General features: G+C 33.3%; 21 protein-coding genes and 1 pseudogene. 13 read left to right on the forward strand and 9 right to left on the reverse strand.

Annotation, left to right across the window (positions count from 1 at the left end; all coding sequences use genetic code 11):
* Positions 1-172: 172 nt before the first annotated feature.
* Positions 173-1,168, reverse strand: a complete 996-nt coding sequence (locus FDY99_RS00590; RefSeq protein WP_139418658.1) for an HlyD family secretion protein — start codon at positions 1,166-1,168, stop codon at positions 173-175.
* Positions 1,169-1,179: 11 nt separating this feature from the next.
* On the reverse strand, positions 1,180-2,610 hold the full coding sequence (locus tag FDY99_RS00595; RefSeq protein WP_139418659.1) for a TolC family protein: 1,431 nt from the start codon (positions 2,608-2,610) through the stop codon (positions 1,180-1,182).
* 241 nt (positions 2,611-2,851) lie between these two features.
* Here FDY99_RS00595 and FDY99_RS00600 point away from each other — a divergent pair, with 241 nt between their 5' ends.
* The 12 genes from FDY99_RS00600 to FDY99_RS00655 all read left to right on the forward strand — a co-directional run bounded on the left by FDY99_RS00600 (position 2,852) and on the right by FDY99_RS00655 (position 14,268).
* On the forward strand, positions 2,852-3,139 hold the full coding sequence (locus tag FDY99_RS00600; RefSeq protein WP_139418660.1) for a DUF3817 domain-containing protein: 288 nt from the start codon (positions 2,852-2,854) through the stop codon (positions 3,137-3,139).
* 30 nt (positions 3,140-3,169) lie between these two features.
* Positions 3,170-3,919 carry a helix-turn-helix domain-containing protein gene (locus FDY99_RS00605; protein WP_139418661.1) on the forward strand — a complete coding sequence of 250 codons (750 nt, stop codon included), beginning with the start codon at positions 3,170-3,172 and terminating at the stop codon, positions 3,917-3,919.
* A 25-nt stretch (positions 3,920-3,944) separates the two neighbouring features.
* Positions 3,945-5,114: an FAD-dependent oxidoreductase gene (locus tag FDY99_RS00610; protein WP_139418662.1), complete on the forward strand. Its 1,170-nt coding sequence runs from the start codon at positions 3,945-3,947 to the stop codon at positions 5,112-5,114.
* 184 nt (positions 5,115-5,298) lie between these two features.
* Entirely contained in the window at positions 5,299-5,691 is a 393-nt protein-coding gene (locus FDY99_RS00615; RefSeq protein WP_139418663.1) for a hypothetical protein, read from the forward strand.
* Positions 5,692-5,796: 105 nt separating this feature from the next.
* The gene (locus FDY99_RS00620; RefSeq protein ID WP_139418664.1) at positions 5,797-7,212 is read left to right on the forward strand and encodes an aminotransferase-like domain-containing protein; all 1,416 of its coding nucleotides are present in this window, start codon (positions 5,797-5,799) and stop codon (positions 7,210-7,212) included.
* 80 nt (positions 7,213-7,292) lie between these two features.
* Complete coding sequence (locus FDY99_RS00625) at positions 7,293-8,078, forward strand: PhzF family phenazine biosynthesis protein (RefSeq protein WP_139418665.1); 786 nt, start codon at positions 7,293-7,295, stop codon at positions 8,076-8,078.
* Between the two features lie 414 nt (positions 8,079-8,492).
* Positions 8,493-8,978, forward strand: coding sequence for a hypothetical protein (locus tag FDY99_RS00630; protein WP_139418666.1), 486 nt, complete (start codon positions 8,493-8,495; stop codon positions 8,976-8,978).
* A 105-nt stretch (positions 8,979-9,083) separates the two neighbouring features.
* Positions 9,084-10,178 carry a hypothetical protein gene (locus FDY99_RS00635; protein WP_139418667.1) on the forward strand — a complete coding sequence of 365 codons (1,095 nt, stop codon included), beginning with the start codon at positions 9,084-9,086 and terminating at the stop codon, positions 10,176-10,178.
* A gap of 129 nt (positions 10,179-10,307) precedes the next feature.
* Positions 10,308-12,149, forward strand: coding sequence for a chloride channel protein (locus FDY99_RS00640; protein ID WP_139418668.1), 1,842 nt, complete (start codon positions 10,308-10,310; stop codon positions 12,147-12,149).
* 239 nt (positions 12,150-12,388) lie between these two features.
* Positions 12,389-12,994: a hypothetical protein gene (locus tag FDY99_RS00645; RefSeq protein WP_139418669.1), complete on the forward strand. Its 606-nt coding sequence runs from the start codon at positions 12,389-12,391 to the stop codon at positions 12,992-12,994.
* Positions 12,995-13,003: 9 nt separating this feature from the next.
* Entirely contained in the window at positions 13,004-13,624 is a 621-nt protein-coding gene (locus tag FDY99_RS00650) for a hypothetical protein (RefSeq protein ID WP_139418670.1), read from the forward strand.
* 5 nt (positions 13,625-13,629) lie between these two features.
* A complete protein-coding gene (locus FDY99_RS00655) occupies positions 13,630-14,268 on the forward strand; it encodes a hypothetical protein (RefSeq protein ID WP_139418671.1) in 639 nt (212 codons plus the stop codon).
* Between the two features lie 223 nt (positions 14,269-14,491).
* Here the strand turns inward: FDY99_RS00655 and FDY99_RS00660 are convergent, their stop codons facing one another.
* The 5 genes and pseudogenes from FDY99_RS00660 to pdxR form a co-directional block, all read right to left on the reverse strand.
* Positions 14,492-15,211, reverse strand: coding sequence for a GNAT family N-acetyltransferase (locus FDY99_RS00660; RefSeq protein ID WP_139418672.1), 720 nt, complete (start codon positions 15,209-15,211; stop codon positions 14,492-14,494).
* A 145-nt stretch (positions 15,212-15,356) separates the two neighbouring features.
* Positions 15,357-15,788, reverse strand: coding sequence for a S66 peptidase family protein (locus FDY99_RS00665; RefSeq protein ID WP_228448714.1), 432 nt, complete (start codon positions 15,786-15,788; stop codon positions 15,357-15,359).
* Positions 15,789-15,833: 45 nt separating this feature from the next.
* A protein-coding gene (locus FDY99_RS00670) for an IS3 family transposase (protein WP_394344535.1) occupies positions 15,834-17,191 on the reverse strand; the annotation gives its coding sequence in 2 pieces (ribosomal slippage) (positions 15,834-16,853 and positions 16,856-17,191; 1,356 coding nt in all).
* Positions 17,192-17,269: 78 nt separating this feature from the next.
* Positions 17,270-17,896 (reverse strand): annotated as a pseudogene (locus FDY99_RS00675) (LD-carboxypeptidase); the annotation flags it as partial.
* A gap of 303 nt (positions 17,897-18,199) precedes the next feature.
* Positions 18,200-19,648, reverse strand: coding sequence for a MocR-like pyridoxine biosynthesis transcription factor PdxR (gene pdxR / locus FDY99_RS00680; RefSeq protein WP_139418674.1), 1,449 nt, complete (start codon positions 19,646-19,648; stop codon positions 18,200-18,202).
* Between the two features lie 88 nt (positions 19,649-19,736).
* Here pdxR and FDY99_RS00685 point away from each other — a divergent pair, with 88 nt between their 5' ends.
* Positions 19,737-20,183, forward strand: a complete 447-nt coding sequence (locus tag FDY99_RS00685) for a GNAT family N-acetyltransferase (protein WP_139418675.1) — start codon at positions 19,737-19,739, stop codon at positions 20,181-20,183.
* Between the two features lie 202 nt (positions 20,184-20,385).
* Here the strand turns inward: FDY99_RS00685 and mug are convergent, their stop codons facing one another.
* Both mug and FDY99_RS00695 read right to left on the reverse strand, forming a co-directional pair.
* Entirely contained in the window at positions 20,386-20,889 is a 504-nt protein-coding gene (gene mug, locus FDY99_RS00690) for a G/U mismatch-specific DNA glycosylase (RefSeq protein ID WP_139418676.1), read from the reverse strand.
* A gap of 236 nt (positions 20,890-21,125) precedes the next feature.
* Entirely contained in the window at positions 21,126-21,317 is a 192-nt protein-coding gene (locus tag FDY99_RS00695) for a cold-shock protein (RefSeq protein WP_139418677.1), read from the reverse strand.
* Between the last annotated feature and the right edge of the window lie 182 nt (positions 21,318-21,499).

A 21,499-nucleotide genomic window follows, 5' to 3' on the forward strand; every position in this document is an offset into this window, starting at 1 on the left:
TACAAAAGGTATTAGAATATGTAAGTTTATCAAAAGCTAACAAATAAATGATAAAAGTATTTTTTTACATTTTGTAAACTTTTGAACATCTCTTTTTCAATCATTTCTTTTGATTCTTTTGCGGTTAAAAAGAGATTTTTTTCTCATATTCTTAGAATTAAAATCACGCTTTTTAATCAAAAACAAGCTGTGCAGTCATTCCTGAACGAAGTCCTTTTATGGAATTGATATTTTGAGGTTTTACCTTAATCTGGAATGTTCTCAGTTCAAATTCACCATTCTGCTTTTCAGGAACCCAATCCGCATAGCCTAAAGCTGGAGCTAGTTCTACAACAGTTCCTTTTATTTCTTCCGGCAAACAACCTGGGATTTTCATTTTTACGGTACTGCCTTTATCGATTTTGGTCATTTGGTTTTGGCGGATATTAAATTTCACAAAAAAAGAATTGTCTTTCTGAATTGTCATCATCGGATAACCGGCGTTTACCATTTCGCCTTTATTAGAAATCATTGTAGAAATTTTTCCTGAAGCAGGCGCTTTTATAGAAGCATTATCTTTTATTTCCTGAGCAAGCTGATCGGCACCTTTCGCCTGATTTAAAATTGCCTGAGCTGAATTTTTAAGTTCCTGATTATTTCCGCGTTGTAGAAGCTGAACATTAAGGTTTGCTGTTTCTAATTCTTTCTGCGCTGCTTTATATTTAAAATAAATAACGTCTCTTTCCTGTCCGGAAATTACACCTTCCGAATAAAGATTCTGAAAACGGGTGTAGGTTTTATTCATCAGATCCATCTGCTGTTTTGCGATCTGTTGAAGATTTTCTGCAGATTTTAAAACTTCAGGTTCTACTCCACGATTGATTTTATCCAGCTGATTTTGAGCAACTGTTACAGCTTCTGAAACCTGCGCCTGAATCGTTTCAATTTCAGAAGTTTTCATTTGAGCTACAACCTGTCCTTCGTTTACCTCGTCTCCTTCTTTCACCAATAATTCAATCACTCTTCCGGGCAACGAAGCAGAAACATCTACAAATTCGGCATCTACCATTCCTATTACGCTCTCTTTATTCTTTTCTGGAGATTTATTTTGAAAAAGGTAAATCAGAGCAATAACCAATACAATAATTGGAATGAAAACCGCCCAGTAATTTTTTATAAAGTTTTTCATTTTTTATCAGTTTAAGGAATGTAATTGGTTATATTTTCGACGTTTCCGGTAATGTAAAAATAAGTCGCAATCACCGTTTGATAGGCAACTAAAGACGTATAATATAGTTTTTCGGCTTCGTACTGAAGTTGCAAAGCATCGTTTACATCTTTTACAGAAGACAAACTGTTTTCCATTCTTTTCCTTACCATTTCAGTCGTGGTATACGTCTGTTTTCTTGCAGCATCGAATGTTTCGTTCTGCTCTTTAAAGCTTATTAATTTATTTTCAGAAATTTTGGTTGCCAAATTCACTGATTTTTGTTTTTGATTGATCAAAAGATCAGCTTCTTTTATTAAAGATTGCGAAGCCAGATTTCTGGATTTTCTTTCAGGATCAAAAAGCGTCCATTGCATTTCTATCCCAACCAACCAAGGCGGAGTAATTAGCGGTAAATCGTTTCTGAAAAACTGATAATTTCCAATGGCAAAAATATTGGGTCTTGAAAGCGATTTTGTAATATTGTGAGTAGTTTCAGCTTCTTTCTTTTTGCTTAATAATAATTTTAAATCTGCATTATTTTCAGACGAAGAAAAATTAGGTACGTCAATATCCTCATTCAGTTCTTCATTAATTTCCAACGGTTCATCAAGAGAAATTCCCATCAAGTTTTTCAACGTTAACAGCGCATTTTCTTTTTCGAGTTTAAGATTTTTAAGATTGGTTTCGCCCTGAAGTTTTGTAATATTTGACCAGTTCTTCAGATAAGGCGGAATAATCTCGGCTTTCAGAAGGCTTTGCGCATATTTTTCATTGTTTTCAAGAGATTCTACAATCTTCTCCTGCTTTTTGATCATCGAATTCAGATACATCACTTGAATGTAATTTAAAGAAATATTATAAACTGTAAGATCTTGAGAAGACTCCAGATTTGCTTTTCCGCTTTCTACCTGCTGTTTTGAAAGCTCTTTTGTTGCATTTAATTTTCCACCTAAATAAATAGGTTGACGCACCAAAATTCCGGCTAAAAAATAACTTTGTTTTGTAATTGCAGGATTATAGTTGGGATAAACCGCACTGATAATATCTTTAGAAGTCTGGTAAATAACATCCTGAACCTGTTGTGAAAGCTGGTTTCCCGTAATCTGTTGATATGCCGCATTGGCAGAATACACACTTTGATTTGCCGAACCTTCCACAATTCCGTCTTTTACCTGTTGCAGATTAACTTTTAAAGGCTCACCGATATAATTGTAGCCACCAAGAAAATCTACTTTCGGAAGACTGTTGTTTTTGTTGGATTGCAGAAGCTTTTCCCGGGTTTCCAGAGATTGCTCTGCCAGTTTTATAATGACATTATTTTGTTTCCCTTTTTCTATACATTGTTTCAGTGTCAGTTGCTGACAAAATGTTTGCGAGGAAATCACCAGAAAAGAAGTAAGCAGAATTTTCCTGAATCTCATACTTTTAAAATTTTCTATTTAAACTATTTTACCGTTTAGAATTTTCCCGTACGACAGTTCACATGATTTATAGTGGTATAAATTTAATTAAAAAATCACTAAAATTCGATTTAATATAGAATAATTTGTTGCATTTTTATACCCGATAAGAAAAGAGCATCAATTTTATCTGTTTTTTGATTTATTATTGACATTCAAAAAAAAACATTGAAAAATCAACAGTCTAAACCATTCTAATTTTATGATCAATCTATACCGTAAAACTGCAATCATCGAAGGTATCTCCTATTTAATTTTACTTTTTATTGCAATGCCCATTAAATATATACTTGATATTGCTGAGCCTGTAAAATATTTTGGCTGGATTCACGGGGTTTTATTTCTTATTTACATGGTCATTCTCATTGCTGCTTCTCTAAAATACAAATGGAGCATTAAAAGAATTATCATATATCTTGTAGGATCTGTGCTTCCTTTTGTTCCTTTTATTTTAGATAAAAATTTAAAAAAAGAATATCCTAATAGTTAGAAGTGGAAAATAGCAATATCAAAGAAAGTAATGGAAAAAAATCTAAATTTTAAACTTGTTGAGCCAGATCAATCTTTAGCAGATTTTGTCTATTGTTTTTCTTCATTGCAGAATATTTCGCATCAGCATAATGCTGTAATTATTCCTAATGGGAAAGTTGATCTTATATTTTCAAAAACAAATGATCAAACGCTTATCGTTGCATTGTTGGGTTTAGAAACCAAACCAAAATACACTACTCCTGAAATTTCAAATTTCTTTTCCGTTAGCTTTCATCCTTTTGCGATTGAATATATTTTTAAAGAATCTATTGCTGACATTTTAAATTCCGGAAAGATACTGCAGAATGACTTTTGGGGCTTTAATCCTGATGATTTAAATGACTTTGATAGTTTCTGCGAAAAGATCACACAAAAAATTTCAAACTTATTACCTGAAAAAACAGATGAAAGAAAACGCAGATTATTTCAGTTGATTTTTGAATCAAACGGCGAGATCCCGATCAAAGAGCTTTCTGAAAAAATACTGTGGAGTCCACGACAAATCAACCGTTATTTTAATCAACAATTTGGGCTTTCTTTAAAAGCATATTGTAAAATCCTCCGTTTTCAGGCGTCACTTGATCATATTAAAAATGGAGAACTTTATCCGCAGCTTAATTTTACAGACCAATCGCATTTCATCAAAGAAATAAAACAACTCTCGGGTGTTTCACCAAAAGAACTACACAAAAACGAAAATGACCGATTTTTACAATTTTTAGTCTACAGCCAAAAGTAATTTTGCATTATAAAATTTAAAAATAATGTTATTACAAAATAAAAAAGTAGCCATTGTAGGAGGAGGTCCGGACGGATTGACGTTGGCAAAACTTTTACAGTTAAAAGGCGTTGAAGTAAAAGTGTATGAAAGAGATTTAAATAAAAACGCACGAGTACAAGGCTCCCCTCTTGATTTACATGATGAATCCGGTTTAGCGGCACTGCGAAAAGCAGGTTTACTAGAGGATTTTAAAAATAATTTTATGGTGGGTGCAGATCAATCGACCATTACAAACCATAAAGCAGAAATATTCTTCAGCGATCACGGAGAAAAACAAGATGAAAATTTTGGAGACGAACATTTCCGTCCGGAAATAGACCGAGGTATTTTACGAAAAATCCTGCTGGAATCTTTAGCTCCTGAAACCATTGTTTGGGAGAGTCATTTTCTTTCAATGACGCAGCAAGATGAAGGCTGGTTGCTGCATTTCAAAAACAAGGAAAGCGTATATGCAGATATTGTAATCGGTTCCGATGGAGCAAACTCAAAAATACGACCTTATCTTACTGACATCAAACAATTTTATTCGGGTATTACAATGCTTGAAGGAAATGTTTATGATGCCGAAAAAAGAGTTCCAAATATTTCGAAAATACTTCGTGGCGGAAAAATTATGGCTTTCGGGAACGAACAAAATATTTTAATGGGACAAAAAGCAAATGGTGAAATTGGTTTTTACGCTAGTTTTAAAGCTGATGAAAATTGGGCAGTTGCGTCCGGTTTAGATCTTTCTGATCGATCTGAAGTGTTAAAATGGTTTCAAAAAGAATATCCAGATTGGAGTCCTATTTGGTATGAATTGTTCGAAAACACTTCTACTCCTTTTATTCCGCGCCCAATTAATTGTATGCCTTTAGACCAAACCTGGAAAACAGTAAAAAACCTTAGCATTATTGGTGATGCAGCCCATTTAATGCCGCCATTTGCAGGTGAAGGTGTAAATATGGCAATGCTTGATGCTTTAGAATTAAGCGAAACTCTAACTTCTTCTCAATTTAACACAATAGAAAACGCTATTTCTGAGTATGAAAAGAATATGTTTAAAAGAGCCTCGAATATAGCACAGGAATCACTTGAAAACGGAGAAAGAATGCACAGTGAAAATGCTTTAACAACAATGCTTGATTTCTTTAATTCTCACAAAGATATTTAAAAAAATTTCTATAAATAGCAACTGATATTTTTCAACACGAGCAACTTGGAAACCTTCATGAATAGTATAAATTTAAACAATAAAAATTATTTTAAACATAAAACTGTATCCATTAAATAACTCATTTCTGTATCTGTAATTATTGGATTGATGTAAATAAATTTGTTTACATAATAAAAACAATATGCCCACAACAATAAAAGAGGAAACAGCTTTAAAATTTGAACCTGTACATCTCTCCGATTTAACTAAAATAACAGATCTATATTTTTCACAAACAGGAATTGAGAAGGAAAATACAAATTTTGAACAACCTAAACTGACTGAAGAATTTGGATTTCCTATTTATAAATTGGTTGAAAGTGATTTAATTATCGGGTATTCATATTTTACGGTTAATAGTTCTGATGAAATTATTTTCAACGCAATCATCAACCCTGAATATTCTTATGGAGATCTGAAAAACAGATTTATAAATCAATCAAAGCAGAAGTATTTATCTAAAAAAGAATTAGACTGTAAAGGAATGAAGAATTCAATCACGAGAATGGTAGATTGGCTGAACTGGTCTAGATAATCAAATTTAATGATTGACATTACAATTTTCTAAATTTCTACAAATTATTATTTGAGATTTAGAACCATAATTTTAATAAATTTACTCAAAACAGAACATACGATAATGACGAAGGAAATCCTTTATGTAAAAATTGCAAAAATTTTAGAAGATCAAATTCTGTCTGAAACTTTAAGAATTGGAGATAAATTGCCATCCATACGTTCTGTTCAGAAAATATATGATGTAAGTCTCAATACCGTAAAACTGGCTTTTTTAGAATTAGAAAGCAAATCTCTTATTGAATCGAGACCGAAGTCGGGATACTACGTCAGCAAAACATCACAGAGAAAATGCGCTCTTCCATCAATAAGCAAACCTGAAACTTGCCAGAATGAATCTGATCCCGAAGATCTCATCAGTAAAGTATTTGATACGCTCCATTATAAAGATATACGACAATTTTCTTTGGGAGTTCCAGATCCCAGTTTCCTGCCTATTGCAAAATTAAATAAGGGAGTCATTAAAACAATAAGAAACTTAGAAGGTAGCGGAACTGCTTACGAACCTTTGGAAGGAAGCCTGAATCTAAGAAGAAATATTGCAAAATGGTCTCTCGTTTTAGAAGGAAAAATTACTGAAGACGATCTAATAACGACTTCAGGTGCTATGAATGCTATCTTTAATTGTCTGATGGCAGTTACCAAAAGAGGCGATACACTTGCTATTGAAAGCCCTGTTTATTTTGGAATTATTCAGATTGCCAAAGCAATGGGTCTTAATGTGATCGAATTGCCCACTCATCCCGTTACAGGAGTTGATATTGAAGCTTTAAAAAAAGTCATTCACAAGATTAATGCATGTTGTTTTATCAGTAATTTCAGCAATCCTTTAGGTTCTTTAATGCCTGAAGAAACAAAAAAAGAAATGGTACAATTGCTTACGTACCACAATATTCCGTTAATAGAAGATGATTTGTATGGTAATCTTTACTTTGGTACAAGCAGACCAAAACCCTGCAAAGCCTTTGATGAAGCAGGAATCGTCATGTGGTGCGGTTCTGTTTCCAAAACCTTAGCGCCTGGTTACAGAGTGGGCTGGGTAGCTCCGGGAAAATATAAAGAGAAAATTTTGAGACAAAAACTTATTCAGACGATTTCTACACCTCCTCTCTATCAGGAAGTAATCGCTGATTTTTTGGAAAACGGAAGGTATGATCATCACTTAAGAGGATTCAGACAAAAACTTCATACGAACTGTCTGAAATATCAAAGAGCTGTTGAAGAATATTTCCCTGAAAACACTAAAATTTCTCAGCCACAAGGCGGATTTGTGCTTTGGCTCGAATTAGACAATAGAATTGATACAGCAGAACTCTACGATGTTGCTGTAAAACAAAATATAAGTTTTGCACCCGGCCGAATGTTTACGCAGCACGATCAGTTTAATAATTGTATGAGACTGAATTTTGCTTTAAAATGGGACGAAAGTCTTGAAAATGACCTGAAAAGATTAGGAACAATTGTTAAAAACGCACTCTAAACTGTATCCATCAAATTATACATTTCTGTATCTGTGATCCATCATATTTATTTCTGAACTTTGACTTAAAATCAAAAACAATGAAATTAAAAATATATCAGGTTGATGCGTTTACCGATGAAGTATTTAAAGGAAATCCTGCGGCAATTTGTCCTCTCGAAGAATGGTTACCAGAAGAAACTTTACAGAAAATCGCAGCAGAAAACAATCTTGCCGAAACTGCATTTTATGTTCCCAAAGAAGATGGTTTTGAAATCAGATGGTTTACACCAACCGTTAAAGTTGCTTTATGTGGACACGCAACTTTAGCAAGTGCTTATGTTTTGCATCATTTAGAAGGATTTAAAGGAAAGCTCATCAATTTTCAGACGGTTCAAAGTGGAAAGTTAAGTGTAGAAATTAAAGAAAATCAGTTTTTACTTAATTTTCCTGCTGATCATTATTCTGAAACAGAGATCACGGAAGATCTATTGAATGCGACCAATAAAACACCAAAAGCAGCTTTCAAAGGAAAAACAGATTTTATGTTGGTGTTTGACAATGAAGAAGATATTATTTCAATACACCCCAATTTAGACGTCATTTCAAAATTAGATGCAAGAGGACTTATAGTGACAGCAAAAGGTACAAACAGTGATTTTGTATCGAGATTTTTTGCTCCCGGAGTTGGGGTAAACGAAGATCCGGTTTGTGGTTCTGCCCATACAACACTCACTCCGTTTTGGGCAAAAACATTAGAGAAAACTGAATTGACAGCATTTCAGTGCTCAAGCAGAAGCGGAAAATTAAATTGCAGACTTCTCAACGAGAGAGTTGAACTAGGCGGAAATGCGGTTTTGTATATGGAGGATTATATTTCAATTTAATAAAAGGATTTTCTGAACAATCAAAATGTTTCATCAAATCAAATATTTCTCTTTTTTCAATAAAATTTTCTGCAAAAAAATAAACTTGCTTAAACTTTAATAGTTGGTAATCGCAAAGGCGCAAATTTAAAGTCTAAAATGTTTTAAGGCGCAAGGATTTTATCTACGATAAAATTTTAACTGTTTTATTTTTAAACTCTTTATAAAATTTTTAGTCACACTGAGCGAAGCGAAGTGTTTTGCGTCTTAAAAACTAAAAAAGATAAAAAATTGCGCCTTTGCGTTTCCAACAAAATAATATTTTATAAAAATTTAGACAGATTTAATATAAAAAAGCTAACGTAAATCATTAAATAAGGACTTCACGATACAAGCTTTTTTAAGTATTTTTACTTCAAAATATATAAATAACTTATGAGAAAAATCGTATTTGCAGGGTTGATAGCTATCGCAGGATCTTTAACAGTAAATGCACAGTGCAAAACTGTATCTTCAATAACAGAAAATTTTGATACCTGGAAAGAAATGAACAAATGTTGGACAGCTCAGCCAGGAAAAGCAATGCTTTATGCAAGTGACAAAAAGATCGTGTTCTATTCGATGAACAGCCCAAGAGAAAATATGTATCTGGTAACTCCAAAAATTAAAGCTGGAAAATATACATTGACTCTTGATGCGTCTGACAACGGTGGAGAAACTACAATGGAATTGTTCTCAATAAACAATGCCTCTGATCCTAAATCTTATGTTTCAATTGCTAAATCTTCAAAAATTACAGGAACTAAAAAAACTTTTGATGTTACTTTAAAGAAAGATTCAAACCTAGGAGTAAAAGTTGTCTTAAATGGTGTGCATCAAGCAGTTTATGTGGATAATTTTTCTTTGACTCCAAAAAAATAATCATTTAAACAGCATTTAAAAAAATTGAGAGATATTATTAAGTTAAAGCTTTGATGTATGTCTTAACGCATTATTTTTGTAGAAATAATCTTAAATAGTATTGATATGAAAATAAGAGCTTTATTCTTTGCTGTGATGTCTTTTACCTCTATCGCTTTTGGTCAGCAATTGGTGACCAAAGCGACTTTTGACATGATAGAATATGTGGAAGATGTAGATTGGGTTGATGAGGATATTTACTGTGCCGGATTCAGTTTTAAGACCGTAATCAATGACGGAAATGCGTGTGACGCTTATCTGATACATTATGACACCAATCTAAAACCTAAATGGACACTGAAAATAAGCGATGAACATACCAATAAAATTTTTGCTGTAAAAAGACATAAAGACAAAATTTATGCTTTGGTCGTTCAGGGAAAAGCAGAAAGAGCAGATGAAGATGTTTTTATGAAATTGTTCACCATTAATCTAGATGGTACAATAGAAAACAAGGTAAATTTTGGACGAACTTTCAACAGTCCTTCAAATATCGTCATCAATGGCTCTAATCTGATTTTCGGTTACAGAATTTCTAACGGCACTACCTACTCCGCTGATTTTAAGAATGAAATTATCAATTTTAATTTAGATACAAAAAAGTTTGTAAGGCATACAAGCACACAATATTTGGCGACACCAAAGAAAATTGTAGTTGATAAATCTAATCTATTTTTATTCGGAAATTACATCCATCCCAATCAGCCAAATATTATGGCATACAAAAATGGAAAGTATTCAGAGATTTCTTTAAAATCACCTAAAACAGAATATTTTCTTGACAGCTATATCAATAAAAACATTTTAATGGTGGTCTGTACTTTTCCGGGAGAATATGGGGATAAACGAACTTATTTAAAATATTATTACCTCGATTTGGCAACCAATGCCATCACTTCTACATCTATTCCTTATGAAAAATTAGGTTGGAGCGAAATGCATTTTGACACCTATACTCAGGGTGAGTCTTCATGGATGATTATTGAAGATGCTAAAACAAAAGAAATGAAATATGTTCTCGTCGATAACAAAGGAAAAACAATCAAAACCTTAAACTTTGATCAGAATAACGGAAACGGCGCATGGGAAAACTATATCATTAGAAATGGGATGTTGCTAAACGCCAATGCAGATGGAATTAAAATGTATAAAACAGAGTAAAATTATAAAGCTTTCTGCTGGTTTGAAAACGAGTTAGAGACATCCGACTTATATCACTTAAGAGTTGTCGATTCATTTTAATACCTTTGCAAGTAAGTATATTAATAATTACTTCATTTTTATTTCAAGGTGAATTTCCACAACAAAAAAAAATTCGTAAGTTTTCTTAAGTTTAGACGAGATTTTCAGCAATATGGTCTCAAAAAAGCGCGCAGCTATGAGATTATTCTTCATTGGCTAAAAAAACATCTAAGCAGAAATCAGTTTCTCATCCTTTCAGGTATTCTGGTAGGATGTACCGCGGGTTTGGCAGGAGTTATTCTAAAAACATTTGTACACAATATTCATCATTTCATTACGCATGAGGTGCATTTTGAATATCAGATTATCTTCTATATTGTTTTTCCGTTTCTTGGAATTGTCTTAACGGCAGCTATTGTTATTGCTTTATTTAAAGGACAAGACAAAAAAGGAATTGGAGCTATTTTATACGAAATTGCACAAAACTCTAGTATTGTGTCTAATGTGAAAATGTATTCACAGGTTATACAAAGTGCGGTTACCGTTGGTCTTGGTGGTTCTGCCGGAATCGAAAGCCCTATTGCGGTTACTGGTGCTGCAATTGGTTCTAATTATGCAAGAACCTACAGATTAAGTTACAAAGAAAGAACACTTCTTTTGGCTGCAGGTGCCACTGCCGGAATTGCTTCAGCATTCAATGCTCCGATTGCAGGAATTATGTTTGCATTCGAAATTCTTCTTACCGGAGTTGTATTTACTGATTTTATTCCTCTTGTTGTTGCAGCAGTTTGCGGAAGTTTATTATCGAGAATATTACTTCAGGAAGATATTTTATTCAGATTTTATACCCGTGAACCATTTAATTATTATAATGTTCCTTATTATTTAATTCTTGGGCTTCTAACAGGTCTTTATGCAAGATATTTTGTTGTTGTCTCTCAAAAAGTAGAACATTTCATCCACGGTTTACAACTTTCACGCCTTAGAAAAGCAATGTTTGGAGGTGCTGTACTTTCTTTATTTTGTGTACTTTTCCCACCGTTGTTTGGTGAAGGTTACGATACGGTAAAAGATTTTACAAATGGTAATATCAACTCTGTTATCGACAACAGTCTTTTCAGATATTTTGAAATAAAAGAATGGACGGTTATTGTATTTCTTGTTTTAGTTTGTCTTTTAAAAGCTTTTGCAACTTCATTTACTATTTTTAGTGGTGGAAATGGTGGAAACTTTGCTCCTTCCCTGTTTGCCGGAGGTTCTGTAGGATTTTTATTTGCTTTTATCTGTCAAACCTTAGGATTTTCTAATGTTCCGGTCACCAATCTTATTTTGGTAGGAATGGCGGGTGCAATGAGCGGTGTATTGTACGCTCCTCTTACGGCTATTTTCCTGATTGCTGAATCTAGTTTTGGGTACGATCTGTTTATTCCACTGATGATCGTTGCGGTGATGTCTTATCTTATTGCTAAATGGTTTGCTCCTATTTCTCCTGAATTAAAAAATCTGGCAGATCAAGGGAAAATATTTACGCATAAGCATGATAACAATCTTTTGTCTTCATTGCAAACTAAAGATTTTATCGATTTTAATTCTCAGATCATTAATGAAAATTCATCTTTACAAGAGCTTTATAACCTCATCAGCAATGGAAGAAAGAATAATTTTGCCGTTGTAGATGACGAGAATAAACTTAAAGGAATTCTTAGCTTAGATGATATTCGTCCTTATTTATTTAATGAAAACCAAGAACTGAATATTTCTAAATTGGTTAAAGTTCCTGAAGGAGTTGTTCATTTAAACGATCAACTTGTAAATATTATTCAGATGTTTGATGATACCGACAAATGGCATCTTCCTGTGATTGACGATGAAAATAAGTTTATTGGTTTTATTTCAAAATCTGCTATACTTACAAGTTACAGACAGCTCTTGAAAGATTATTCGTCATAATGTTATGTTAAATCAACTTTAATTTCTATTAGGCTATAATTCAAAAGCATACCAGTCTAATTAAATAAACAATCATCAAGAAAAAAAATAGTCTTTCAAAAAAATATTCTTAAATTTTTAACAATCTTGTTAAAAATTTAACACTGATAAATATCATTAGAGCTAGATTTGTTTCTAAAAAACATTTACCTTTGCTATTCCTAGAGCAATATTCCTAGTATTGCTAAAACTGAAAACGAATGAAAAAGCTATTTATTTTCTCCTGCACATTGTTGGGGAATGTTATTTTGTTTGCACAACAAGATAAGGTAGGGATTAATACTATAACCCCTCGAGTTAAATTGGATGTAAACGGTTCATTTAAATCATCTAAGATTATAACCGGAACCCTTCCCGCAATCACTTCCACCGAAAAAGATCGTTACCTAATGCTTAATCAAAGTACTGTAGATAACCGAGTAAGGAAAATTGATCCAACACAGTCATCCTCAGCAGGTCTTGCAAGTATTGTCACCTATAAACTCTCTAATGTAGACCTCGATTGGGTTGAAAGCTTTAATACCAAAATCAATTCGCAAGATTATTCTGTAATGGTACTTTCTGCTTATTTTGACAGAGATGTAAAAGGTGATAATATAGCAATACCTTCTTACGGAGTAAAGAGTATTAATAACGAATGGATACTATATGCAGACTATTCTGAAATCGCTTCAGATGATAACGGAACATGGACTTTCGTTTGTGCTATCTATCCAAAAACCTATGTAAAGATTTTTTCTGAACGTGGGCCTTTTAATGTAAATTCGACATCTTCCGGAGTTGATGCTAATCCAATCCTTCAATAAAAAATTATGATGAAAAAGTTAATATTAATAGGTGTTTTTTCTTTTGTTGCACAAATAAATGCTCAGATTGGGATAGGAACTACCTCTCCTAAGGAAAAATTAGAAATTGTGGGATCTGCAGCTATCGGTACATCTGTCACAATAGATACTATAAATTACGTCAACAATCCCTCAGGTTTTACTATTGTAGGTACTGATCCACAATCTGCACCTGTTAACGGAAAGATTGTGGCTCTCGAAACACTCTACACTCCTATCACTATACAACCTTATGAAATAAACAAAGTATATAGAGATGATATTAAAGACCTGAATCTTAATATCCCAACTGACAAGTATTTTATTACGATCGCAAATTTTGAAGCAATTCCCAGTGCAGGAAATAATGGTATCTACACAAGCAATAGTAATAAAGGGTATTTTGTTTTTGATGCTTTCCAATCTGGAACAACATGGCATGTAAAAATAGGTTACCCTACATTAAATACTCGAAATACAACCGACAAATATACTTATAGATTTGATGTTATCTTATATTCTAAGAGATTCTTCAAAAATTTGGGTGAGATAACATATAATTTAAATGGAAATAACTCAGGAACCGCTCCTTCGGCTCCTACAGGAATATAAAAGTTATGAAAAAAATATTATTTTTAGCTGTACTGTGTAGTAGTATAGCAATCTATAAAGCACAAGGTGTAGGAATAGGAAATAATAATCCCACACAAACTCTGGATGTAACAGGAAACACAAAATTAAGCGGAGATTTATATTTTGAAAATCCAGGAACGTATACTGGGCCATCTACCAATTCGTATTTAATTGTAAGAGATAACAGTGATAAAGCTCTTAAAAGGTATGTACCGGCTACATCAGATTACAGCGCTATTAATAGTACCATATATCATATTACCAACATTACCCCTGGTGGAATTGCAAATTTTGACACTAAAATTCCTGTAAGTAAATATTATCTGGTAATAGGAGGCTTCATCATTCGAGGAGTAAATAATGATTCCAATATCAAAATTACTTCAAGTGCTACAACAAGTCAATACATTCCACAGTATTCTGCTCGATCTTTCGAACAAAATGGAACATGGCGTATAAGATTTGTACCTAATAATAACAGGGTATTTCATCAAAATCCAGAGATAAGACTGAGTGTAAGTGTTTATCGAAAAGACATGCTTACTACAGTAAATCAGCCAATTACTTTTGATATGAATGGTATTTCTGGCACTGGAAGCGTACCGGCACCGGCACTTCCATAAAGAATTTAGGATGTAAATCAAAACATACAAAACTGAGTTAATATTTTTAATGCCAAAAGATGACATATAAAATGCTTAGATAATTGTATCTAAGCATTTTATATGTCCATTGTAGCACTATAATGAGCTATTTTTTTAATGGCTTTTCAAATAATGCTCACTTAACCTTCTTATTAAAGTTATTTTAGTGAATATTCTCACTGCAATTGTCGGTATAAAATCATTATAAATTTTTTATCATTTCAAATTGATTAATATTGTTAGTTAGCCCCTGTTTTTCTAAAAATATTTTCAGGTTTTCAGCAGCTTCGTCCATATTGTTGAGTTGTACTTTTTCGTTGGACAGTCGCTGCTGTACTTCTGCAAGCAGTTGTGTCCCAATGCCTTTTCGACGGTACTGTAGAGCTACTGCCATCTGATAGATCCTTTTGTTAATGGGACCAAAAAGGATATATCCGATTAATTCTGAACCTATAAAAGCCCCCAATGCAACAGGGTGCGCCTCATCCATACTTGGAGCATCACTCTGCCAACTGGGCGAAATGTCCCAGAAAGATTGAAAAGTTTCCCATAAAAGCTCATGTAAAGGTTCAACATATGCTATATTTGAAAGAGCTGTTGTTTGTAGTTTACCATCAAAGCATAATAATTTGCGCTGGATTGTGAATCCATTTTTCTCATAAGCACGAATGGCAGATTGGTTACTTTCAATTACTTCCAAAACCAGTTGCTTTACTTGGTTATCTTCAAAAAACGGTTGTATATAGTCGTACATTTTTCCTACAAGACCTTGTCCACGGTATTCGGGTAAAACCCCTGTTCCAGCGTTGTATACTGTCGTTTTGTTATCTACTGACCGCACGCCGTGCATAATAAAAGCAATTAATAGGTCTTCTTTAAAAACTCCTACCGACCATTCCAGAAGTATGTTCTCCGATGCCATTTTAGCGTATTCAGTTGAAAGGGTACAATATAGTCGGCAAAAGCATCGTTAATAGCATTCAATAAGTCGGGAATGTCCTGTTCTGTCAATCTGCGTATTTGCATATTTTGTTTTTTAAACTATAAAAATACTTATAATAGTTCTTTTAACTGACACCACTTTCCAATATTGAAAACGTTTTGTCAATACAGTTGATTTCCGCCAGTCTTCCATAAGGAATTGTAAAGGTTGGGCAAGTATGACCGAAATCCATTCGGGTAATAACAGGTAAATCTGATAAGTCTTCTTCATCCAGCACTTTCAACAATTCAATTTCGTACTGTTCAGTATATCGATTGTCATAAGGCCTACCAAAAATAATACCTTTTGCAATTTGAAGTATTCCTAAAGCAGCATAGCTTCTTAACCACCATCGAATATATTCTGGTTTGGGCATATCTTCTGAGGTTTCAAAAAACAGTATGCTATCTTGCCATACTTCCAAATCAGGCCAGTAATCAATTCCTTTGAGCATTTCCAGCACTTCCATACAGCCTCCGATTAAACGTCCTTGTACGATTGAACTGTACGTCTTCAAACTAACTTGGACATTTTGGAATAAATCCTTAAGGAGTATTTAGGGTTATAAATTTATAAATTTCTGTTGAAAATACAACTGTCTTCTTTTTCGGATTGAATCCGATTTTATTTGTCTTCTTTTTTCCAAAATTTGCTCAGATCTTCCGAAGTACACATCTGCTGGAGGAAGGTTTTTCAAAGATTCGTGATATCGCTTGTTATTGTAGTTTTCTACGAATTTTTCTAAAGCTTCCACAAGTTCTTCAGGATGATAGAAGTGATTGAGTTTTACCACATTTTTCATCGTTCTGTGGTATCGTTCTATTTTCCCTTGGGTTTGCGGATGCATCGGCTTTCCGTGAACCTGCTTCATCTTCAAATCGTCTTTCAGGTAGGTTCTGAGTTCGTTTGATATGTAGCAGGAACCATTGTCTGAGAGTAATTTCGGTTTGGCTTTAGACTTTAATTTTGCTTTTTCAATCGCTGTATTTACTGTTCTTTTCACATCTTCAGCCTTCATCGAATCACAGAGTTCCCAGTGGATGATATACCTGCTGTAGTCGTCTAAAACAGTGCTCAGATAGTACCAACCCCAACCAATCACTTTAAAATAAGTGAAATCTGTTTGCCACATTTGATGCACAAATTCTGTCTTATCCTTAAATTCATTTGCTGCTGAAAGTAAAAAATGATTCGGTGCAGGGATTAAATCCCGTTGCTTCAAAATCCTGTAAACACTGGATTCTGAGATGAAAATACCTTGTTCATCGGTAATTTTGTGCGCCAGTTCTCTTGAGGAAAGTTCTGTATGTTCCAAAGCGATTTCTACTACCAAATCTTTTTGTTCTTCCGGAATGCTATTCCATTGTCTTTTAGATGTTCTTTTGGACGTTTCCAAGCCATCGTAGCCGTTTTCAAGGTATTTCTGATACCACTTATAGAAAGTACTTCTTGCAATCCCAAAGCTTTCCAAGGTTCGTTTTACACCAATTTCACTCGTAGTAACTTCTTGAATAATTTCGTATTTCTCACTTGCTGATAATCTCATAAACTTTCTGTATTTATGGGTCAATCCAGCATGTCTAAGCTTTTTTTTACAATGTCATAGCGCAGAACCAAATCGGCAACCATTTCCTTCAGTCGGGCATTCTCTTTCTTCAAATCCGACACTTCATCACTCGTGGCTTCTCTAATGACATCGCCGTTGAGTCGTTTTTTACCGGCTTCCATAAATTCTTTGTTCCAGGAATAAAACTGAGATTGGGCAATATTATGCTGTCGGCATAGTTCCGCTACAGAAGTTTCTGCACGAAGCCCTTCCATTACGATTAAAATTTTCTGCTCGGCTGTAAAGATCCTCCTTGTATTTTTACGGATGTCTTTTATGAATTTTTCGGAACTTTTCTTTTTAGGTGTTTCCATAATTAAATGTAATTCTTTTTTTGAAAACACTCCTTAACTTTTATACTATATAGTGTCTACTTTTTGCTGACGATTTACAACGATTGAACGTCCCCTTAAAAAATTCCATCCTGTCGTAGGTGTCAAGCTTCGTTTTATATCTTGTAAAGAAATATCAAACCAATCAAGGAATTCGGTAGTCCAGCCTTCGTTGTTTGGATCAATTTGTTTAATCTCTTTTGCGGAAAACAAGGTTCTTTTAATATCGTTAATCTGATAAGTATGCATGGCATGATTTTCTGCAAATCCCACCAAAAGAGAGGTGCCGTAAAAAGAACTTAAACCCGCTTTAAGACAGATAAAGTGTGTTATCGTGCTATCAGAAAACCCAAGAAATATCTTAGGGTTTTCTTTAATGACAGCCAGATCAATATATTTCAATATCCGAACACTGTCATCTCCACCAATGTTTGAAATAATTCCCTTAATAGAAGTATCTGAAAATGCCTCCATCAAATCATAAGCTCTGGCTTCCGGATTATCATAGATCCATTGTGCAGATTGTAATGCATGCTTAGTCTCTACAACATCAAGATCGAAAATCTTATTTAAGCGTTCTTTTCCTTTCTGATATCGGTAGGGTAATTCACCAGCAGCACCCCATGACATAGAAATAGAGGCTATTTTATCACCAGCGTTTAAACCTTTTGGGGCAATTAACTTCATAGGTAGAATTTGTAATCCACTAAAATATAAACTTATTCTTAATCTACCCAACAGGTTATTTTACTTTTGTAATATTTTCAATGTTTTTGTAAATATATTTTTTCTGATGTAATCTGTAATAGCTTTTTCAATACTATGATCCAAATAATACTTTTCTAGATTGATGTTTGTTATGGTTGATTTTCTTTTTTCCAGCTAAATGTGTACTTATGGTTTAAAATATTAAATAGCTACAACATATTAAATATTAAATTAAATAGAATCTTCTTTAATTAACGATTATATATGCTATTTAACAAAAAATCAAACTTTTACTATCATCTTTTCTATTGCATTTACAGCAGATTGTAATTCCTGTTCGTTCATTGATGCAAATCCAAATCGAAAAGAATTTAATTCATAATCAAACCTTACTATCTGCAAAGACTCATTTAATTGTAGTTGTTCAACAGAAAATCCATCATTAAGTTTAATCCAAACGGCCATTCCTCCCGTGGGTAAATTATAAGAAATATATTGACCTAATTTTTCTTTCAGCAATGCATCTAAAAAATCCCTACGCTCATGATAACATTTTTTCGCTTTTTTAAGATGTCGCTTTAGCTCACCCTCTTTGATAATAGATGCCAAAGCATTCTGCATATATCCATCGCCACCCACATCTATTATTTTTCTGAACGCAGTGCATTGATCAATGAAATTTTTCGGAGCTACCATAAAACCAATACGCAAAGCAGGATCTAATAACTTGGAAAAAGAACCAATATAAATCACGTTTCCATTATGGTTACTGCTTGCTAAAGGTAGATAAGGCGAAGAAGTATAATGATAATCATAGTCATAATCATCTTCTATAATAACAAACGAAAATTGCTTGGAAAGTTCCAGTAATTTCATCCTTCTTTCCACGCTTAATGTTACAGTTGTGGGGTAATGATGATGCGGAATTACATATACGGCATCAATTTTTTTCCGCTTACAAGTCTTTTCAATGACATCTGTATCAATCCCTTTGTCATCTACAGTTATTTCGATAATATTTGCTTTGGCTTCTTCAAAAGTTTTATTGGCAATTGGGTAATTAGGCTTACCTACAATGATATTGGATGAACGCCTTAAAAGTAATTGAGCAGCCAAATAAATACTCATTTGTGCCCCGTGAGTAATTAAAATATTATCTTCAGAAATATTTAGCCCCCTTGTTAATGAAAGATATTTGACCAGCTCTTGCCGCAGTTTCAACGTTCCTTGCGCTGTTCCTATGTTTGCATTTTTAATAGCATACTTTTTTGAAGTAAGCGCACGGTATGTTTTCAACAAATCATCTATTGGCGATAATCTTACATCAGGATGTCCGTCATCAATAATGATTTCAGGATAGGAAATATCCTTTTTATCAATCGTATTTTCTTCTATGACCCTAAAAGGTATATTCAAATTACTTTCGTAAGGTCTCAAAACATTAGGTTCTCCCCATTTTTTCGGTTTCAGTAATGGAATATGCTCTGATACAGCAACATATTTTCTTGGAATAATCATAATCCAATCTTGTGCGTCCAGCTCCTCGTAGCCTTTAATGATGGTCTTGCGATGTACACCCAGTATTTTAGCTAATTCACGACTACTTGGCAAGCGCATTTCTGCTTTCAATGTGCCATTTCTAATTGCATTGATAATTGATATAGCAATTTGTCTGTATATAGGAACTTTGCTTTTTTTATCTATAATAATGATGTGTTCGTATGGCAACATTCTGGACTATCCTTTATATATAAATTGGGCTACAAATATAGTCCAATTGAATTCTAAATTTGTTATCTAATTATAAATATTTAAAGTAATGAATTACAACATTAAAAAAGTAGGTTTAAAAGATTTGAATACAACAGCAGAATTATTTAACCAATATCGGGTATTTTACCGTCAGCAGGATGATTATGGAAAATGTAAAAAATTTATTCAAGAACGGTTAGACAATGAGCAATCTAATATTTTCATTGTTTATGTGGAAAACAAAGCAGTCGGCTTTGTACAATTGTACAAACTCTATAATTACATCAAATTGGAAAAGCAGTGGCTATTGAGTGATTTGTTTGTTCATCCTGACTACAGAGGCAAAGGTCTTTCGGTAGCCTTGATAGACAGGGCAAAAAAATGGTGTGATGAGACAGGAGCTTGCGGACTGATGCTTGAAACCGAAAAAACAAACGAAATAGGTAATAAATTATATCCGCGTTGCGGTTTTGAATACGACAACAATCACAATTACTACTATTGGTGGAGATAAAAAAGACGGCGGACTGCATCAGTTTGCCTAATGGTCGGGTGATCGAGTGGTTAGATACGGGATAGCAATATCCTTTACAATGGTTCAAATCCATTCCCGACCTCTTTACAGAAATGAAAATTGAACTGCAATATTGGGAAAACAATATTTATAGTAATTCGTTTTCTAGCTATATTTTTTCCATATTAAAAATTATTTCACATCAAACTTTGTTTATTTCATTGTAAAGCTCAGTATAATAGCTTGTGAGATTTTCAATATTAAATCCCTGATTCAAACCGCTCGGATTGGGTAATATCCATACTGTGGCATTTTGAATTTTTTCAGATTGTTTTCCCCAAGTTATATTTTTTTTCCCTGAAAACACAGCATAAGCCGGTTTTCCTAAAAACGCAATATATCTTGGATTATAATGTGCTATTTTTTCTTGAAATATTTCAAATGAAAGTTCAAATTCCTCTTTTGAAAGTTCGTCTGCGCGTACTGTTGGTCTTTCTACAGCAGTGGTAAGACCGTATCCGAAAATTAAAATATCTGTATCATTTATAGCTTCTATTTGATAGGGCGTAAAACCTGCCAAATGAAGAACTTTCCAAAAACGGTTGCTTTTTCCGGAAAAATGATGTTCGTCCAACGCTGATTTTAAACCAGGGTTAATTCCACAAAAAAGAATACTAAGATTATTTGCAATAATGTCTGTTAACATAAAGATTTAGTTTAAAACAATATTATGGAATTTATAATCAACAAGCAATCTTACGATTAAAACTATACTATTCGTATTTACAAACACAGGTTTTTAGTAATACAAAATAATGAAAAGTTCAGATTGATCAAAACTTAAAAGCTATCTATAAGTTTTCTAATGAGCTAGAATAATAAAAAAGAACAGATAAATAAATTATCTGTTCTTAATATTATACTGTATTTTATTAAGTGAAGCTACGCTATCTTAACATTAACTGCATTAACACCTTTATTTCCATTTTGTAAATCGAATGTTACCACATCATTTTCACGAATGTTATCTATTAAACCCGAAGTGTGTACAAAAATGTCTTGACCACCTGTAGATGGAGTAATAAAACCAAATCCTTTGGTATCGTTAAAGAATTTTACCGTTCCTTGTTGCATTGTATTATGTATTAAAAAAATTATTGTATTTTATTTTTTAGGATAAATTATCCTATTGCCCTGATTTAAAAATCAAAACGATAATAAATTTTTGAAAGAAAAATATGGATGTATAGAATTTAAGAGTGAAAATCGAACTTCTTAAAAGGTAGTGCACCTAAAATATTAATGACAAAATTGAG

The sequence above is a fragment of the Chryseobacterium mulctrae genome, from assembly GCF_006175945.1.
GTDB classification, from domain to species: domain Bacteria; phylum Bacteroidota; class Bacteroidia; order Flavobacteriales; family Weeksellaceae; genus Chryseobacterium; species Chryseobacterium mulctrae.